This is a genomic window from Nocardioides panacis (genome assembly GCF_019039255.1).
In the GTDB taxonomy this organism is placed as follows: domain Bacteria; phylum Actinomycetota; class Actinomycetes; order Propionibacteriales; family Nocardioidaceae; genus Nocardioides_B; species Nocardioides_B panacis.
Window position 1 is genome coordinate 3,265,407 of record NZ_CP077062.1, and the last position, 17,765, is coordinate 3,283,171.

Consider the following 17,765-nt stretch of genomic DNA (forward strand, 5'->3'; position numbering starts at 1 on the left):
CTGTCCTGCTCGATCCGGTTCCTGCTACCGGAACCTCGCTCCGCTCAGTTCTGGTAGGAACCGAAATCGAAGTCGTCGAGTGCCACGGCCTGGCCTCCGGTGTTCCCGAAGTCGTAGTCGTAGTCGCCGTACCCGGTGACGGAGTACGCGTTCGCACGCGCCTCCTCGGTCGGCTCCACCCGGATGTTGCGGTAGCGCTCCAGGCCGGTGCCGGCCGGGATCAGCTTGCCGATGATCACGTTCTCCTTGAGACCGCGCAGCGAGTCGGACTTGCCGTGGATCGCCGCGTCGGTCAGGACCCGCGTGGTCTCCTGGAACGACGCCGCCGACAGCCACGACTCGGTGGCCAGCGACGCCTTGGTGATGCCCATCAGCTGCGGACGGCCGGCCGCGGGCTTGCCGCCCTCGGAGACCACCCGACGGTTCTCCTCCTCGAAGATGACCCGGTCGATGAGGTCCGACGGGAGCAGCTTGGTGTCGCCCTGCTCCAGCACGAGGACACGGCGCAGCATCTGCCGCACGATGATCTCGATGTGCTTGTCGTGGATGGCCACGCCCTGGCTGCGGTACACAGCCTGGACCTCGTCCACCAGGTGCTCCTGGGCCTTGCGGACACCGAGGATGCGCAGCACCTCCTGCGGGTCCGGCGTGCCCTGGGTCAGCTGCTGGCCGACCTCGACGTGGTCGCCCTCGCCGACGGTCAGACGCGACCGCTTGCTGATCGGGTACTCCTGGACCTCGGACCCGTCGTCCGGGGTGATCAGGATCTTCTTCGCCTTGTCGGTCTCGTCGATCGTCACGCGGCCGGCGGCCTCGGTGATCGGCGAGCGACCCTTGGGCTGGCGGGCCTCGAAGAGCTCGACCACGCGGGGCAGGCCCTGCGTGATGTCGTCCGCGGAGGCCACACCACCGGTGTGGAAGGTACGCATCGTCAGCTGCGTGCCGGGCTCACCGATCGACTGGGCCGCGATGATGCCGACGGCCTCGCCGATGTCGACGAGCTTGCCGGTCGCCAGCGAACGCCCGTAGCACTTGGCGCAGGTGCCGGTCCGGGCGTCACAGGTGAGCACGGAACGGACCTTCACCTCCTCGATGCCGGCCTCGACGAGCTCGTTGATCTTGACGTCGCCGAGGTCGCCGCCCGCCTCGACCAGCACTGCGCCGGTCTCCGGGTGCGTGACCTCGACGGACGCCGAGCGGGCGTACGCCGCGGTCTCGGCGTTCTCGTCCTTGACCACGCGGCCGTCGTCGAGCTTGACGCCGATCCGCTTGGGCAGGCCGCGCTCGGTGCCGCAGTCGTCCTCACGGATGATGACGTCCTGCGACACGTCGACCAGACGACGGGTCAGGTAGCCCGAGTCCGCCGTACGCAGCGCCGTGTCGGCCAGACCCTTGCGGGCACCGTGCGTCGCGATGAAGTACTCCAGGACGGTCAGGCCCTCCCGGAAGTTCGACTTGATCGGCCGCGGGATGATGTCGCCCTTGGGGTTGGCCACCAGACCACGCATGGCCGCGATCTGCCGGACCTGCATCATGTTTCCGCGCGCACCGGAGTGCACCATCATGTAGATCGGGTTCATCTTGTCGAAGGTCTTCTCGAGCTCGGCCGCGACCTCGTTGGAGGCCTGCGTCCAGATCTCGATGAGCTCCTGGCGACGCTCGTCGTCGGTGATCAGGCCACGCTCGAACTGGACCTGCACCTTCTTGGCCTGGTCCTCGAACACCTCGAGGATCTCGGCCTTGCGGGGCGGGGTGACGACGTCCTCGATGGAGACCGTCACACCGGAGCGGGTGCCCCAGTGGAAGCCGGCGTCCTTGAGGGCGTCGAGCGCCGCGGCGACCTCGACCTTGGTGTAGCGCTCGGCCAGGTCGTTCACGATGACCCCGAGCTGCTTCTTGCCGACCTCGTAGTTCACGAAGGCGTAGTCCGGCGGAAGCGTCTCGTTGAACAGCGCGCGCCCCAGGGTGGTGTCCAGGATCAGCGGCTCGCCCTCGGTCCAGCCCTCCGGAAGCGGCACGCCGAACGGCGGCACCACCTGCGGGAAGCGGATCTTCACCTTGCTCTGCAGGGTGATCTCGCCCTTGTCCAGGGCCATGATCGCCTCGGAGGTCGAGGAGAACGCGCGGCCGTGGCCGGCGAGCTCGCCCTCCATCTCCCGGGTGAGGAAGAACAGACCGATGATCATGTCCTGGGTGGGCATGGTGACCGGACGACCGTCGGACGGCTTGAGGATGTTGTTCGTCGACAGCATCAGGATCCGGGCCTCGGCCTGCGCCTCCGCGGAGAGCGGCAGGTGCACGGCCATCTGGTCACCGTCGAAGTCCGCGTTGAACGCGGAGCAGACGAGCGGGTGGATCTGGATGGCCTTGCCCTCGATCAGCTGGGGCTCGAACGCCTGGATGCCCAGACGGTGCAGCGTGGGCGCACGGTTGAGCAGCACCGGGTGCTCGGTGATGACCTCTTCCAGGACGTCCCACACGACCGGACGGGCGCGCTCGACCATGCGCTTGGCGCTCTTGATGTTCTGCGCGTGGTTCAGGTCGACCAGACGCTTCATCACGAACGGCTTGAACAGCTCGAGCGCCATCTGCTTGGGCAGGCCGCACTGGTGCAGCTTGAGCTGCGGGCCGACCACGATGACCGAACGGCCGGAGTAGTCGACGCGCTTGCCGAGCAGGTTCTGCCGGAAGCGACCCTGCTTGCCCTTGAGCATGTCGGACAGCGACTTCAGCGGCCGGTTGCCCGGGCCGGTGACCGGACGGCCGCGACGGCCGTTGTCGAACAGCGAGTCGACGGCCTCCTGGAGCATCCGCTTCTCGTTGTTGACGATGATCTCGGGCGCACCGAGGTCGAGCAGCCGCTTGAGGCGGTTGTTCCGGTTGATCACGCGGCGGTACAGGTCGTTCAGGTCGGACGTCGCGAACCGGCCACCGTCGAGCTGCACCATCGGGCGCAGGTCCGGCGGGATGACCGGGACGGCGTCGAGCACCATGCCGCGCGGGCTGTTGGTCGTCTTGCGGAACGCGTCGACGACCTTGAGGCGCTTGAGGGCGCGGACCTTGCGCTGGCCCTTGCCGGTCGCGATGGTCTCGCGCAGGCTCTCCACCTCGGCGTCGAGGTCGAAGGTCTCGAGGCGCTTCTGGATCGCCGTGGCGCCCATGTGGCCCTCGAAGTACTTGCCGAACCAGTTCTTCATCTCGCGGTAGAGCAGCTCGTCGCCCTCGAGGTCCTGGACCTTGAGGTTCTTGAAGCGGCTCCACACCTCGTCGAGACGGTCCAGCTCGCGCTGGGACCGGTCGCGGACCTGCTTCATCTCGCGCTCGGCGCCGTCCTTGACCTTGCGACGCGCGTCGGCCTTGGCACCTTCGGCCTCGAGGGACGCGAGGTCCTCCTCGAGCTTCTTGGCGCGCTCGTCGATCTGGTTGTCGCGGCGGCTCTCGAGACGCTTGCGCTCGAGGTCGATCTTGCCCTCGTTCGAGGACAGGTCGCGGTGCCGCGCGTCCTCGTCGACGTGCGTGATCATGTACGCCGCGAAGTAGATGACCTTCTCGAGGTCCTTCGGGGCGAGGTCGAGCAGGTAGCCGAGCCGGCTGGGCACACCCTTGAAGTACCAGATGTGCGTCACCGGGGCGGCGAGCTCGATGTGGCCCATCCGCTCGCGGCGGACCTTGGAACGGGTCACCTCGACGCCGCAGCGCTCGCAGATGATGCCCTTGAAGCGCACGCGCTTGTACTTGCCGCAGTAGCACTCCCAGTCCCGGGTGGGACCGAAGATCTTCTCGCAGAAGAGACCGTCACGCTCGGGCTTGAGCGTGCGGTAGTTGATCGTCTCCGGCTTCTTGACCTCGCCGTGGCTCCACGTGCGGATGTCGTCCGCGGTGGCCAGGCCGATCTTCAGCTGGTCGAAGAAGTTCACGTCGAGCACGGTGGCTTCTTTCCTCAAGATGTCAGGTTGAACAAAAGACGGGGACCGAGGGCGGGGAGCACGGCCTCACGGGCCGCGCTCCCCCACACCTCAGACTTCCTCGACGCTGCTGGGCTCGCGGCGGGACAGGTCGATGCCGAGCTCCTCGGCGGCGCGGAAGACGTCTTCCTCCGCGTCGCGCATCTCGATCGCGGTGCCGTCCTGGGACAGCACCTCGACGTTGAGGCAGAGCGACTGCATCTCCTTGACGAGAACCTTGAACGACTCGGGGATGCCGGAGTCGGGGATGTTCTCGCCCTTCACGATGGCCTCGTAGACCTTGACGCGTCCGGGGACGTCGTCGGACTTGATGGTCAGGAGCTCCTGCAGGGCGTAGGCGGCGCCGTACGCCTCCATCGCCCAGACCTCCATCTCACCGAAGCGCTGGCCACCGAACTGGGCCTTACCGCCGAGCGGCTGCTGGGTGATCATCGAGTACGGACCCGTCGACCGCGCGTGGATCTTGTCGTCCACGAGGTGGTGCAGCTTCAGGATGTACATGTAGCCGACCGAGACCGGGTCCGGGAAAGGCTCTCCCGAGCGGCCGTCGAACAGCATCGCCTTGCCGTTCTCCTTGACGACGCGGACGCCGTCGCGGTTCGGCAGGGTCGAGCCGAGCAGACCGACGATCTCGTCCTCGCGCGCACCGTCGAACACGGGGGTCGCGACGTTGGTCTCGGCCTCCGCGGCGTCGGCGTGGATCGAGATGAGGCGCTTCTTCCAGTCCTCGTCGTCGCCCTCGACCTGCCAGCCCTGCTTGGCCAGCCAGCCCAGGTGGATCTCGAGGATCTGACCGATGTTCATCCGGCCCGGCACGCCGAGCGGGTTGAGCACCACGTCGACGGGCGTCCCGTCCTCCATGAACGGCATGTCCTCGACCGGAAGGATCTTGGAGATGACGCCCTTGTTGCCGTGCCGGCCGGCGAGCTTGTCGCCCACCGAGATCTTGCGCTTCTGGGCCACGTAGACGCGGACCAGCTGGTTCACGCCCGGAGGCAGCTCGTCGCCCTCCTCGCGGTCGAAGACCCGGACGCCGATGACGGTGCCGGACTCGCCGTGCGGGACCTTCATCGAGGTGTCGCGCACCTCGCGCGCCTTCTCACCGAAGATCGCGCGGAGCAGGCGCTCCTCGGGGGTCAGCTCGGTCTCGCCCTTGGGCGTCACCTTGCCGACGAGGATGTCGCCGGTCGTGACCTCGGCGCCGATGCGGATGATCCCGCGCTCGTCGAGGTCGGCCAGCATCTCCTCGGAGACGTTCGGGATGTCCCGGGTGATCTCCTCCGGCCCCAGCTTCGTGTCGCGGGCGTCGACCTCGTGCTCCTCGATGTGGATCGAGGTGAGGACGTCCTGCTGCACGAGACGCTGCGACAGGATGATCGCGTCCTCGTAGTTGTGGCCCTGCCACGGCATGAACGCGACGAGCAGGTTCGTGCCGAGCGCCATCTCGCCCTCGTCGGTGCAGGGACCGTCGGCGATCGGCGAACCGACCTCGAGGCGCTGCCCCTCCGAGACCAGCGGGCGCTGGTTGATGCACGTGCCCTGGTTCGAGCGGCTGAACTTCTGCATCCGGTAGGTGCGGTAGGTGCCGTCGTCCTGCATGACCTCGACCGCGTCGGCCGAGACCTCCTGCACGACGCCGGACTGGGCCGCGACGACCACGTCACCGGCGTCGACGGCGGCACGGAACTCCATGCCGGTGCCGACCAGCGGCGCGTCGCTCTTGATGAGCGGCACGGCCTGGCGCTGCATGTTGGAGCCCATCAGCGCGCGGTTCGCGTCGTCGTGCTCCAGGAACGGGATCAGCGCGGTCGCGACAGACACCATCTGGCGCGGCGAGACGTCCATGTAGTCGACCTCGTCGGCCGGCACCACGTCGACCTCGTTCTCGCGCTGGCGCACCAGCACGCGCTCCTCGGAGAACGTGTTGTCGTCGTTCAGGCCGGCGTTGGCCTGCGCGATGACGTAGCGGTCCTCCTCGTCGGCGGTGAGGTAGTCGACCTTGTCGGTGACGGTGCCGTTCTCGACCTTGCGGTACGGCGTCTCGACGAAGCCGAACGGGTTGATCCGCCCGAACGTCGCGAGCGAGCCGATCAGGCCGATGTTCGGGCCCTCAGGCGTCTCGATCGGGCACATGCGGCCGTAGTGCGACGGGTGGACGTCGCGGACCTCGAAGCCCGCGCGGTCACGCGAGAGACCACCGGGGCCCAGCGCGGACAAGCGACGCTTGTGCGTCAGGCCCGCGATCGGGTTCGTCTGGTCCATGAACTGCGACAGCTGGGAGGTTCCGAAGAACTCCTTGAGCGCCGCGACCACGGGACGGATGTTGATCAGGGACTGCGGCGTGATCGCCTCGACGTCCTGCGTCGTCATCCGCTCGCGGACGACCCGCTCCATGCGGGCCAGGCCGGTGCGCAGCTGGTTCTGGATCAGCTCGCCCACCGTGCGCATGCGCCGGTTGCCGAAGTGGTCGATGTCGTCGGCCCGGACCTCGTTGGCGCCGCCACCGGCGGGCGTCACGAGCTCGGTCTGGCCGTCGTGCAGCGCCACGATGTAGCGGATCGCCGCGACGATGTCGTCGATGGTCAGCGTCTGCTGGTCGAAGGCCTCGGTGGTGCCGAGCTTCTTGTTGATCTTGTAGCGACCGACCTTGGCGAGGTCGTAGCGCTTGCCGTTGAAGTAATAGTTGTCCAACAGCGTCTGCGCGGCCTCGCGCGTGGGCGGCTCGCCCGGGCGCAGCTTGCGGTAGATGTCGAGCAGCGCGTCGTCCTGGCCCTCGGTGTGGTCCTTCTCGAGGGTCAGCATCATCGACTCGTACTGGCCGAACTCCTCGCGGATCTGCTCGTTGGTCCAGCCGAGGGCCTTGAGCAGCACCGTGACGTTCTGCTTGCGCTTGCGGTCGAGGCGGACGCCGACCAGGTCGCGCTTGTCGATCTCGAACTCGAGCCACGCACCGCGCGAGGGGATGACCTTGGCGGTGTAGATGTCCTTGTCGGACGTCTTGTCGGCGCTGCGCTCGAAGTAGACGCCCGGCGACCGGACGAGCTGCGAGACGACGACGCGCTCGGTGCCGTTGATGACGAAGGTGCCCTTGTCGGTCATCAGGGGGAAGTCCCCCATGAAGACCGTCTGGCCCTTGATCTCACCGGTCTCGTTGTTGGTGAACTCCGCGGAGACGTAGAGAGGAGCGGAGTAGGTGAAGTCCTTCTCCTTGCACTCGTCCACGGTGTTCTTGGGGTCGTAGAAGACCGGGTTCTCGAAGGAGAGGGACATGGTCCCGGAGAAGTCCTCGATCGGGGAGATCTCCTCGAAGATCTCCTCGAGGCCCGACTTGAGGGAGGCGTCCTCCCCGTTGTCGAGACGCTTCTGCGTGTCGGTCTTCCACTCCTCGTTGCCCACGAGCCAGTCGAAGCTCTTGGTCTGGAGGTCGAGAAGCTTCGGGACCTCGAGGACTTCCGAGATCTTCGCGAAGGAGATGCGGCGGGGAGCGAGAGGGTTTTCGATGGTCTTGCTGGTGCTGCGCGAGGCGGCCAAGACTGGTCCTTCCAAGGGCTCGCGTGATGTCGTCGACCCCCCTCATTCCAGCCGACCGGGCAGGCTGGAGGCATTTGAGAGCAGACGCAAGGATCGATACTAGCCCAAGGGCAGTGCCTCACACAACCGGCCCTGGCCACCACCGTCGGTCCTCGATCACCTGCAGCGGGCCGGCCTGTCCGTGTTGTACCGGAACGAGGGCCGATCCTCGGTGGTGAGAGGTCCGAGAGGCGGAGGCCACGCGGAAACGCACGCACAGCATGAACCGCCGATCCGGCGGAGTCAAGAACCCTCGCGGCGCCCGGCGGGCCCCCGGCGGGCCCCCGGCGGGTGCCCCCCGGGTGCGTCAGTAGGACGTGATGCCGTCGACCAACCAGGTGCCGCCCTGGCGCACCATCGAGAGCTGCACCCGGTTGAGCGCGACCTGCGGCCGACCGCCGTTGGCGGTGCTGGTGGTGGACTGGTTGACGTAGAGCAGCACGTTCACCCGGTCGGCGTCCGCGTGCGCGACGCCCGAGGCCTTGACCTCGGCCTGCACCTTGGCCCGGACCTCGGCGGCGTTCGGCCGGACCAGCCGGTCGAAGGTGTCTTTGTACTGCTTGCGGTAGGCCGGCGTCATGTACCGCTCCGCGGCCTTCTCGTCGGCGTCCAGCGACCCGTAGTCGTAGGACAGGATCGCGGCCGAGGCGCGCTCGGCGGCCGCGGGCGCCGTCCGGGACGCCTCGTCGACGGCGTCCTGGTCGCGGACCTCGCGGTAGTCCCAGGTGGCCAGGCCCAGCCACGCGGCGGTGAGCACCAGGGCCAGGGCGACGACGCCCAGCACCGCGACCACCGGCCAGGACGGGCCGGATCCTCGTGAGTCGACCGTGTCGATACTTTCATGAGTCACGGGCCCATGTAGTGGCGGCGATGAGTCACTGATGGCGTCGCCCCGCCGCTGTTGTCTTTCGCGACGCTTGAGCTGAGCCGGTGTTAGATGGGTTGACGGGAGGTCGGTGGGCCTGTACCCACCCGGGGTCGACCCGCTCATGCGACCGGGGTGAAGTTGTCGACGAGCCACGAGCCGTCGATGCGGACCAGTGACACCTCCCAGCGGAAGTGCCGGGCGCGGGTGTCGAAGACGGTCTTCACGTTCGCGTCGGACACCACCAGGACCTGCGCGGAGTCGGGGTCCAGGCTGGCCACGGCCGAGCTGAGCACCTCCCCCTTGGAGGTCATCTTGGCCTGCTTGACCGAGGTCACGATGTCGCTCATCGCCTTGTCGAACTCGCCCTTGAACTTCGGCGACAGCAGGGGCGTGATGCCGGCCTGGTACTCGTCGACGGAGGCGACGTCGTAGTTGTTGACCTGGACCGCGAACCGCTCCGCGGCCCGGACCACGTCGGACCGGGCGTCCTGGTCGGCCTGCACCTGCTCGGACCTGGGACGCAGGCTGGCCACCTCCACGACGACGGCGACGAGCGCGAGCACCGCGACGACGGCCAGGAAGGCGGCCACGGCGCGGCGCAGGCCGGGGCTGGAGCCCTGGTCGGGGCGTGGCTGTGCAGCGGGGTCCTGCGGGGTGTGGTCGGTCAAGCTGTCACTCCTGCCCGGCCAGCGGCTGCATCAGCAGCCACTTCCAGGACTGTTCTCCCATGAGGGCCGCGGCGCCGCCGGTGTAGGTCACGTCGCCGCTCGGGTTGCGGTCGGTGTACTTCAGCTTCCCCGTGCCGCGATCGTACGACCCGACGACCGGGGCCCGGTACGACGGTCCCGCACGGCGGGGGGTGTTCTGCGCCCCGCGCGCGTTGCTCTGGCTCGCGGGCTCGGTGCACCGCGCGTCCTCGTTCATCGGCAGGTCGCCACGGTCGCTGTTCGGGTCGCGCTGACGGGTGGTGTAGCCGGCCTTGCAGACCTTCGGGTCCTGCTGCAGGATCAGGCCGAAGTGGGCGTCGTACAGGCCGGTGGAGCTGTCCTTGGCGACCACCGTGTAGCCGCCGGCCACCACGTAGGGGTAGACGACCAGGATCATCTCGGTGCCGTCGAGGTGCCGGCCGGTGACCTCGCCGGTGGTCACCAGGTTGTTGATCAGCTGGCCGAGGTCGACCTTGTTCTCCTCCAGGAACGACCGCAGCTGGTTCGCGGTGGCGCTGCCGTTCTCGATCACCGTGCGCAGGTCCGCGTCGCTGTTCGCGACGGTGGTGGAGAACAGCGCCAGGTCGCGGGAGAAGCTCTTGATCGCCGAGGTCTTGTCGATCTGGGTGGACAGCACGGTGTTGCTGTCCTCGAGCAGCGCCGTGGTGATGTCGAAGTTGTCGTTCGCGGCCCGGATGAACGAGTCGGAGGTGTCCACGATCCGGCCGAGGTCGGGTCCGGTGCCCTTGAAGGCGGCGCCGAGCTCGTCGACGACCGTGGTCAGGGACTTCTTGTTCACCGAGTTGACCGTCGTGTCGAGGTCGGTCAGCAGCTTGGTGGTCTCGATCGGCGTCCGGGTCATCGCGTTCGGGATCTCCGACCCGTCCCCGAGGTAGGGCTGCTGCTTGGTCTCCGGCTGCAGGTCGACGTACTGCTCGCCGACCGCGGACCGGTTGGCGACGACCGCCTTCGTGCGGCGCGGGATGTCCTCGTACTTCTTCTCGATGTTGAGCACCACGTCGACGCCCCGGTCGGTCAGCCTCATGTCGCTGACCTGCCCGACCGTGACCCCGCGGTAGGCGACCTCGGCCCCGGTGAAGATGCCGCCGGACTCGGTGAAGTGCGCCGTGACCGCGTAGGACTTGTCGAAGACCAGACGGTCCAGACGCGCGTAGCGGGCGCCCACGAAGGACACGCCGATCATCGTGATCAGCGCGAAGATGACGAGCTGGATCTTGGTCCGCCTGGTGATCATCGCTGCACCATCCCCCACACGAGAAGGGCCCCGAGATCGGAGTCCGCGCCGGTCGTCCTGCCTGCAGCACCGCTGCCCGAGCCGCTGCCGGCGCCGAACCCGGGCCGGTTGAGCAGCCCGCCGACGTTGGGCAGGCTCGGCGTCGGCAGCGGCACGCCCGGGACCGTCGGCACCGGGACCGGCAGCGGGGTCGACGGCTGCTGGCGCAGCCGGCACACGAGACTGTCCTTGTAGCGGGGGTCGGCGCAGGCCGCGTCCAGGTTCGCGACGCCGCGGCAGGCCGCGCTCGTCGGGTCACCCGAGGCGAGGCACCGGTCGAGCTGGGTCAGGATCGGTCCGGTCGGGAGCTGGCCGCAGATGTCCGGGAACTGCTTGGGCACGTTGTCGCAGACCGACGTCACCAGGCCCTGGGTGCAGTCGCCGAGCTTGCCGGCGGCCAGCTTGTTCACGCAGGCCAGGGCGGCGTCGAGGGCGTCGCCGCAGAGCTTCTTGCCGAGCTCCGGGACGATCTGGCAGACGACCGTGGGGTCCACCGGCAGCTTGAGGCTCCCGAGGTCGAGGTCGAGCTGCGCCGACAGGTTGGTGTAGTCGCCCATGTGCAGGTTGCGGGCCTGGGCCGGGTTCGTGCCGACCACAGCGTCCACGAACGGGTAGGTGAGGAACACCTGCAGCGCCTTGGGCAGGGAGTCGCCGGCCTCGGCCAGCTTGGTCAGGGTCGGGGTCAGCGACCGCAGGCTGTCGACGGTGGCCGTCTTGGAGTCCCGGATCACCTGGGTGCCCACCGCGCTGAGGTCGCTGAGCGCCTTGAGCATCTTCACCAGGTCGTCGCGCTGCCGGTTGATGGAGGCCACCGCGCGGGGCAGCTGGTCCAGTGCCCGGGTGATCGCGGGCTTCTGCTTGTTCAGCGAGATCGCGAGCCGGTTGAGGCTCTCGATGGCCCGGATGATCTGGCCCTTGTTGGTGTCCAGCTGGCCCATGAACACGTCGAGCTGGGAGAGCACCGAGCGGACGTCGCTCTCGCGGCCCCCGAGAGCCTTGTTGAGCTCGGTCGAGATGGTCTTGAGCTGGGCCACCCCACCGCCGTTGAGCAGCAGGGAGAGGGCGCCGAGGACCTCCTCGACCTCGGGGTTCCGGCCGCTGTGCGCCAGCGGGATGGTGTCCCCGTCGCCGAGGCGGCCGCTGGAGGCACCGGTGGCCGGGGCGGCCAGGGAGACGAACTTCTCGCCCAGCAGGCTGGTCTGCCGGATGGTGGCCTCGGCGTTGTCCGGCAGCTTCACGCTCTTGCGCAGCAGCACCGTGACGACGGCGTGGTAGCCGTCGACCTCGATGGTGTCGACCTTGCCGACCGTCACGTCGTCGACCTTGACCGACGTCTGCGGGACCAGGTCCATCACGTCGCGGAACTCGACGGTCACGGAGTAGGGGTCGTCGCCCAGGTCCGCGCCGCCGGGCAGCGGCAGGCTGTAGACGGAGAAGTCGCAGCCGGTGAGCAGCAGCGCACCGACCACGGCGAGGGTCGCCCACCGCACCACGCGGGTGGCGGCCCGCACGGTCCGGCCCGGCGTCGTCCGCGCGGTCACGACCGGACCTCCAGGATCCCGCCGAGCGACCGGTCCACGCGTTCGACGTCCGTGGGCCTGGCGGCGCTGGCACTGCCGCCGCCCAGCGGCGCCGACCGGGGCAGGATGTCGCGCAGCTGGGAGCAGGCCTTGCCCGCGTCGCTGTTCGCGCCGGCGGAGATGATCCCGCACAGCGCGCCGAGCGGGTCACCGGTGATCTTGCTGATGTTCTCGCCCACGTTCGTGCGCGTGTCCAGGGTGCCGGTCGCCGGGTTGTAGGTGTGGAACAGGTTGCTCAGCGCGGTCGGCGCGACCTGCAGGATCTCGTCGAGCGCACCGCGCTGCTTGACCAGCACCTTCGAGACCCGGTTGAGCCCCTTGATGTTGCGCGAGAGCGCGCCGCGGTTCTCCCTCACGAAGCCCTCCACGGCCTTCATCGCCACGCCCAGGTTGCGCAGCGCGGCGGCCAGGTCGCCCCGCTCGTCCTTGAGCAGGTCGGCGGCCGAGGCCAGCGAGTCGTTGAACCGGCGCACGGTGCCGTCGTTCCTGGACAGCGCGCCCACGAACCGCTCGATCTCCCGCGCGGTGCCGAACAGCTCTTCCTTGTTGTTGTCGAGCGTCGTGGTGAGCCGGCTGAAGTCCGCGATGGTCTGGTGGAACTTCTCGCCCTGACCCTCGAAGTTGCTCGCGGTCGAGTCCAGCAGGTGGGTCAGCGCGCCCTTGCTGTTGGCGCCGTCGGGCCCCAGGGCCACGGTCAGGTCGTCGATGCTCTGGTAGATCTCGTCGAGCTCGAGCGGCGTCGAGGTGGACGCGGTGGTGAGCACCGCGCCGTCCGCGAGCACCTTGTCCCCCTTGCCCATCACCGGGGTGAGCTGGATGAACCGGTCGCCCACGATCGCCGGCGAGATGATCAGCGCCTTGGCGTCGGCGGGGACGTCGTACTTCGCGTCGTACCACATCTTCACGGTCACGTCGGTGCCCGCGGGGCGCACCGTCTCGACCTTGCCGACGGGGACGCCGAGGATCCGCACGTCGGATCCCTCGTAGAGGGAGACCGTGCGCGGGAACGACGCGGTGAGGTACTTCTTCTGCTGGCTGGGGAGGGCCACGATGACCAGGGCGGTCACCACGGCCAGCACGGCCACGACCGAGAGGACCCGGGTGAGCCCGCCCCTGCTCGAGAGCATGCTCGCCATCTCAGCCTCCCAGCTTGAGGTTGGGGACGGGCGGGAGGTTCTGGATGTAGGTGTCGAACCAGGGGCCGTTGCCGAGCGTGTTGGCGAAGACCCGGTAGAACGGCGCCATCAGCCGGAGGCTGTTGTCGAGGTTCTGCTGGTTCTTGTTGAGCACGTCGACCACGTTGCCGAGGTGGTCCAGGGCCGGCTTGAGGTCGGCGCGGGTGTCCCGCACCAGGCCGGTCAGCTGGATCGAGAGCTGGCTGGTCGCGACGAGCAGGTTGTGCACCGAGTCCCGGCGGGCGGCCAGCGCCCGGAACAGCTTGTCGCCCTCGCGCATCAGCACCACGATGTCGCTGCTGCGGTCGCCGAGCACCGTGGACACCTTCTTGGTGTTGCGCAGCAGGGTGTTCAGCTGCTGGTCGCGGGCGGCGATGTTGCGCGAGAGGTCGGACAGGCCGCCCAACGCGGAGCGGAACTCCTCCGGGGTGTTCGCGGTGAGCTGGCCCAGCGTGTTCAGCGAGCGGGCCAGCCGGTCGGTGTCGATGGACTCGGAGCGCTCGGCCAGGCCGGAGAACGCCTCGACGACGTCGTAGGGCGACGTGGTCCGCTGCACCGGGATCTCGGCGCCCTTCTTCAGCTGGCCGCGGCCGGACGGCTCGAGGCCGAGGTACATGGCGCCCAGCAGCGTCTTGACCTTGATCGCGGCGGCGGTGTCCCGCCCGAAGTCCACGCCCTTCTGGACCTTGAACGTGACCCGGACGTGGTCGCCGGCCAGGTCCACGGTCTGCACCTTGCCCACCCGGACGCCGGCGATGCGCACCTCGTCGTTGGCCTTGAGGCCGCCGGCCTCGGAGAACGCCGCGTAGTAGGTGTCGCCGCCGCCGATCAGCGGCAGGTCCTCGGCCTTGAAGGCGGCGAGGATGAACGCGACGATCACGGCGAGGCTGACCGCGCCGATGACCACCGGGTTCTTCTCGCGGAACGGAACGCTCATCCGAGATCACACCTTGGCGAGTTGATGGCGTAGTCGAGCGGGAGCTCCTTGATGGGCGAGCCCGCCGGGAACTTGACCGCTCCCTTGAAGTTGCAGAGGTAGAAGTTGAAGAAGGAGCCGTACGTCGCCGTACGCCCGACCTTGGTGAGCTTGATCGGCAGCACCTGCAGGGCCCGGTCGATCTCGGCCTTGTTGCGGTCCAGGTTGCCCGCCACGTTCTTGAGCTGCCCGACGTCGGCGGTCAAGGAGGGACGGATGTCGGTGACCAGCCCGGAGGTCTGCACCGCCAGCGCGGAGATCGAGTCCAGCGAGCCGAGGATCGCCTGCCGGTCGTCGGAGAGGCCGGAGACGAACTGGCGCAGCTTGATCAGCAGGTCGGACAGCTGGGCGTCCCGGTTGCCGATGGTCACCATCACCTGGTTGAGGTTCTCGATCAGCGAACCGATCACCTTGTCGCGGCTGGCCAGCGTGCTGGTCACCGAGGCGGTGTGCGAGAGCAGGCTCTCGAGGGTGCCGCCCTCGCCCTGGAAGACCGTGACGATCTCGTAGGACAGCTTGTTGATGTCCGCCGGCGACAGCGCCGCGAACAGCGGCTTGAAGCCGTTGAACAGCACGGTCAGGTCGAGTGCCGGGTTGGTCCGCGCGAGCGGGATGGTGTCGCCCTCCTTGAGGACGTCCGGCCCGCCGACGCCCTGGGCCAGGGAGATGTAGCGCTGGCCGACGAGGTTGCGGTAGCGGATCGTCGCGTTGGTGGCGTCGGTGAGCTTCTGGTCCTCGTCCACCTTGAAGGTGACCAGGGCCCGGGTGCGGTCGACGATGTCGACCCCCTTCACGCTGCCGACCTTGACGCCCGCCACCCGGACGTCGTCGCCCTTGGTCACCCCGGTGGCGTCGCTGAACACCGCCTTGTAGTCCTTGCTCGCGGCGAAGGAGATGTTGCCGATGGTGACCACGAGGAAGCCGGTGGCGATCGTGGTGACCAGGATGAAGATCAGCAGGCGTACGGCGTCCCCGGCGGTCTTCTTGTCCAGCAGGCTCATCGGACGCTCACCTCCGTCCCACGCACGATCGGTGCGAGCAGCAGGGAGGCCAGGTCGGGCACGTCATCTTCGGAGACTCCCATCACCGGGGCGGCGAACGCGTTGACGAGGGACCGCTCGGAGGCGGTGCCGGCGTAGCCGGAGGACGGGTCCACGGCGGGGGCGCTGCGCGGCCGGAACTTGCCGTGGCCACCGCTCACCCCGTCGTCGACCGCGGAGATCGGCGGCTGCGGGTTGAGCGTCTTCTGGTCGTACGGCGGGTTCGGCAGCATCTCGCAGTGCGGGCCGTTGTGGGCGCCGTACTTCGGGGTGTCCGCCGCGGTGTAGCCCGTCGGGGAGTTCGGCAGCACCTCGAGGTTGATGTGCAGCGTGTAGTTCCGGTAGGCCTGCTCCATGTGGGGGGTCCAGTTGACCATCCCCTGCAGGAGGCAGGGGTACTCCGGGGCGTACTTCGCCAGCAGCGGGAGCTGGGCCTGGCCCTGCCGGCTCAACCGGATGATGTTCGACCCGTTCTGCTCCAGGAAGTCCTTGCTCGTCGAGGAGAGCCCGGCCACGTCGTCGAACAACGCCTGCACCTTCGCCTCCTTCTCCACGAACGTGTGGCCGGTCTTCACGCTGTTGCGCAGCACCGTCGCCAGCTCCGGCACCACCGAGGCGTACGTGTCCGACACCGTCGCCAGCTTCCCCAGGTCATCGACCAGCAACGGGATCTTCGGGTTCATCCGCTTCAGGTAGTCATCGAGCACCACCAGGCTCGAACCCACCTTGTCGCCGCGGCCCTCCAACGCGTCGGCCAACGCCGTCAACGTGTAGTTCAGCTGCGCCGGCTGCACCGTGCGCAGCAACGGGTAGATGTCGGAGAGCACCTTCTCCACCTCGATCGCCACCCGCGACTCCGAGATCACGTCCCCCGCCCGGATGCTCCGCGCCGAGGGCCGCGCCGGCACCTGCAACGCGACGTACTTCTCACCGAACAACGTCTTCGGCACGATCCGCGCCGACACGTTCTCCGGGATCAGGTGGGCCTGCGCCGGGTCGATGGCGAGGGACAGCGTGGCGCCCTCCCCGTCGGACTCGATGCGGCGGACCTCGCCGACCAGCAGCCCGCGGATCTTCACGTCCGCCAGGGCCGGCAGCTGCAGGCCGACCTTGGAGGTGGTCAGCCGGACCGGCACGTAGTCGACGAACTTCTGGGTGAAGATCGCGTAGGTGACGTAGACGAACAGCAGCAGCATCACCAGGAAGCCGACACCGAAGAGCTTGTTGCGGCCCGCCAGGCCGCCCGTGCGTGCGCTCATCCGAGGCTCACCCGCGAGCCGCGGGCCAGCGGCCCGAACAGCAGGGTCGCGACGTCGGGGACCCGCTGGGCGGGCACCCCGAGGGCCGGGGCGGCGAGGGAGCCGACGACGTCCCGCTCGGAGGCGGTGCCGGCGTAGCCGGAGGACAGGTCGAGGCGCGGGGCCGCGCGCTTCTTGCCGAGGGGGGAGCTCACGCCATCCTTCAGGGGGGAACGAGGGAGTCGGGGGGCAGGTTGCCCTGGCCGTAGACGCCGTGGACCGCGGCCTGGCACTGGTCCAGCGGCACGCGGTTCTCGCCGCGCTCGGCGTAGACCGGCTGGTCGGCCGCGGTGTAGCCGCGGGGCTGGCGCGGGAGCGGCTCGAGGTTGATGTGCAGCGTGTAGCCGCGGAAGGCCTGGGCCTCGAGCGGGATGGCACCGACGATGCCGCCGAGCAGGCAGGGGTACTCCGGGGCGTACTTCTCGAACAGCGGGAGCTGGGCCTGGCCCTGCCGGCTCAACCGGATGATGTTCGACCCGTTCTGCTCCAGGAAGTCCTTGCTCGTCGAGGAGAGCCCGGCCACGTCGTCGAACAACGCCTGCACCTTCGCCTCCTTCTCCACGAACGTGTGACCGGTCTTCACGCTGTTGCGCAGCACCGTCGCCAGCTCCGGCACCACCGAGGCGTACGTGTCCGACACCGTCGCCAGCTTCCCCAGGTCATCGACCAGCAACGGGATCTTCGGGTTCATCCGCTTCAGGTAGTCATCGAGCACCACCAGGCTCGAACCCACCTTGTCGCCGCGGCCCTCCAACGCGTCGGCCAACGCCGTCAACGTGTAGTTCAGCTGCGCCGGCTGCACCGTGCGCAGCAACGGGTAGATGTCGGAGAGCACCTTCTCCACCTCGATCGCCACCCGCGACTCCGAGATCACGTCCCCCGCCCGGATGCTCCGCGCCGAGGGCCGCGCCGGCACCTGCAACGCGACGTACTTCTCACCGAACAACGTCTTCGGCACGATCCGCGCCGACACGTTCTCCGGGATCGTCCGCCGCTCGCCCGGGTAGAGGCCCAGGCGCAGGTCGACGCCGTCGCCGTCCCGCCGCACCGTTGTCCCGAGCACCTCCCCCACCTGGACGCCTCGGATCTTCACGTCCGCCCGGGACGGCAGCTGCAGTCCGAGGTGCGAGGCGCGCAGCGTGACGTCGTCGTACGACGCGAAGGACTTGTCGAAGATCGCGTAGGTGAGCCCGCCGAGCACGACGACCAGCACCACGAACCCCGCCCCGAGGGCGCGGTTGCGGAGACCTCCGAGGAGGCCGCCGGTGCGGCTCACGTGCTGGCTCATGGTG

The 17,765-nt window shown here is 68.4% G+C and carries 12 protein-coding genes; all 12 read right to left on the reverse strand.

Annotation, left to right across the window (positions count from 1 at the left end):
* Positions 1–44 precede the first annotated feature (44 nt).
* Entirely contained in the window at positions 45–3,926 is a 3,882-nt protein-coding gene (locus tag KRR39_RS15950) for a DNA-directed RNA polymerase subunit beta' (RefSeq protein WP_216942707.1), read from the reverse strand.
* A 90-nt stretch (positions 3,927–4,016) separates the two neighbouring features.
* Positions 4,017–7,496, reverse strand: a complete 3,480-nt coding sequence (gene rpoB, locus KRR39_RS15955) for a DNA-directed RNA polymerase subunit beta (RefSeq protein ID WP_216938440.1) — start codon at positions 7,494–7,496, stop codon at positions 4,017–4,019.
* A gap of 346 nt (positions 7,497–7,842) precedes the next feature.
* Positions 7,843–8,385 (reverse strand): hypothetical protein, encoded by a 543-nt coding sequence (locus KRR39_RS15960; RefSeq protein ID WP_216938442.1) that lies wholly within the window; start codon positions 8,383–8,385, stop codon positions 7,843–7,845.
* 137 nt (positions 8,386–8,522) lie between these two features.
* Complete coding sequence (locus KRR39_RS15965; RefSeq protein WP_216938444.1) at positions 8,523–9,071, reverse strand: Rv1363c family protein; 549 nt, start codon at positions 9,069–9,071, stop codon at positions 8,523–8,525.
* 4 nt (positions 9,072–9,075) lie between these two features.
* Positions 9,076–10,365 carry an MCE family protein gene (locus KRR39_RS15970; RefSeq protein WP_216938446.1) on the reverse strand — a complete coding sequence of 430 codons (1,290 nt, stop codon included), beginning with the start codon at positions 10,363–10,365 and terminating at the stop codon, positions 9,076–9,078.
* Positions 10,362–11,945, reverse strand: coding sequence for an MCE family protein (locus KRR39_RS15975; protein WP_254185185.1), 1,584 nt, complete (start codon positions 11,943–11,945; stop codon positions 10,362–10,364). Before KRR39_RS15975 ends, KRR39_RS15970 begins: the two co-directional genes overlap by 4 nt.
* Positions 11,942–13,111, reverse strand: coding sequence for an MCE family protein (locus tag KRR39_RS15980; RefSeq protein ID WP_216938447.1), 1,170 nt, complete (start codon positions 13,109–13,111; stop codon positions 11,942–11,944). The genes KRR39_RS15975 and KRR39_RS15980 overlap by 4 nt, the downstream gene beginning before the upstream one ends.
* Before the next feature lie 10 nt (positions 13,112–13,121).
* Entirely contained in the window at positions 13,122–14,096 is a 975-nt protein-coding gene (locus KRR39_RS15985; RefSeq protein WP_216938450.1) for an MCE family protein, read from the reverse strand.
* Positions 14,093–15,136 carry an MCE family protein gene (locus KRR39_RS15990; protein ID WP_216938457.1) on the reverse strand — a complete coding sequence of 348 codons (1,044 nt, stop codon included), beginning with the start codon at positions 15,134–15,136 and terminating at the stop codon, positions 14,093–14,095. The genes KRR39_RS15985 and KRR39_RS15990 overlap by 4 nt, the downstream gene beginning before the upstream one ends.
* Positions 15,133–16,434, reverse strand: coding sequence for an MCE family protein (locus KRR39_RS15995; protein ID WP_216938459.1), 1,302 nt, complete (start codon positions 16,432–16,434; stop codon positions 15,133–15,135). Before KRR39_RS15995 ends, KRR39_RS15990 begins: the two co-directional genes overlap by 4 nt.
* A complete protein-coding gene (locus tag KRR39_RS16000) occupies positions 16,431–16,628 on the reverse strand; it encodes a hypothetical protein (protein ID WP_216938461.1) in 198 nt (65 codons plus the stop codon). Before KRR39_RS16000 ends, KRR39_RS15995 begins: the two co-directional genes overlap by 4 nt.
* Before the next feature lie 8 nt (positions 16,629–16,636).
* Positions 16,637–17,761 (reverse strand): MCE family protein, encoded by a 1,125-nt coding sequence (locus KRR39_RS16005; protein ID WP_216938463.1) that lies wholly within the window; start codon positions 17,759–17,761, stop codon positions 16,637–16,639.
* Between the last annotated feature and the right edge of the window lie 4 nt (positions 17,762–17,765).

Coding starts and splice junctions, on each gene's coding strand:
- KRR39_RS15970 (WP_216938446.1), bottom strand. CDS start 10,365: ATGATCACCAGGCGGACCAAGATCCAGCTCGTCATCTTCGCGCTGATC.
- KRR39_RS15980 (WP_216938447.1), bottom strand. CDS start 13,111: ATGCTCTCGAGCAGGGGCGGGCTCACCCGGGTCCTCTCGGTCGTGGCC.
- KRR39_RS15985 (WP_216938450.1), bottom strand. CDS start 14,096: ATGAGCGTTCCGTTCCGCGAGAAGAACCCGGTGGTCATCGGCGCGGTC.
- KRR39_RS15990 (WP_216938457.1), bottom strand. CDS start 15,136: ATGAGCCTGCTGGACAAGAAGACCGCCGGGGACGCCGTACGCCTGCTG.
- KRR39_RS15995 (WP_216938459.1), bottom strand. CDS start 16,434: ATGAGCGCACGCACGGGCGGCCTGGCGGGCCGCAACAAGCTCTTCGGT.
- KRR39_RS16005 (WP_216938463.1), bottom strand. CDS start 17,761: ATGAGCCAGCACGTGAGCCGCACCGGCGGCCTCCTCGGAGGTCTCCGC.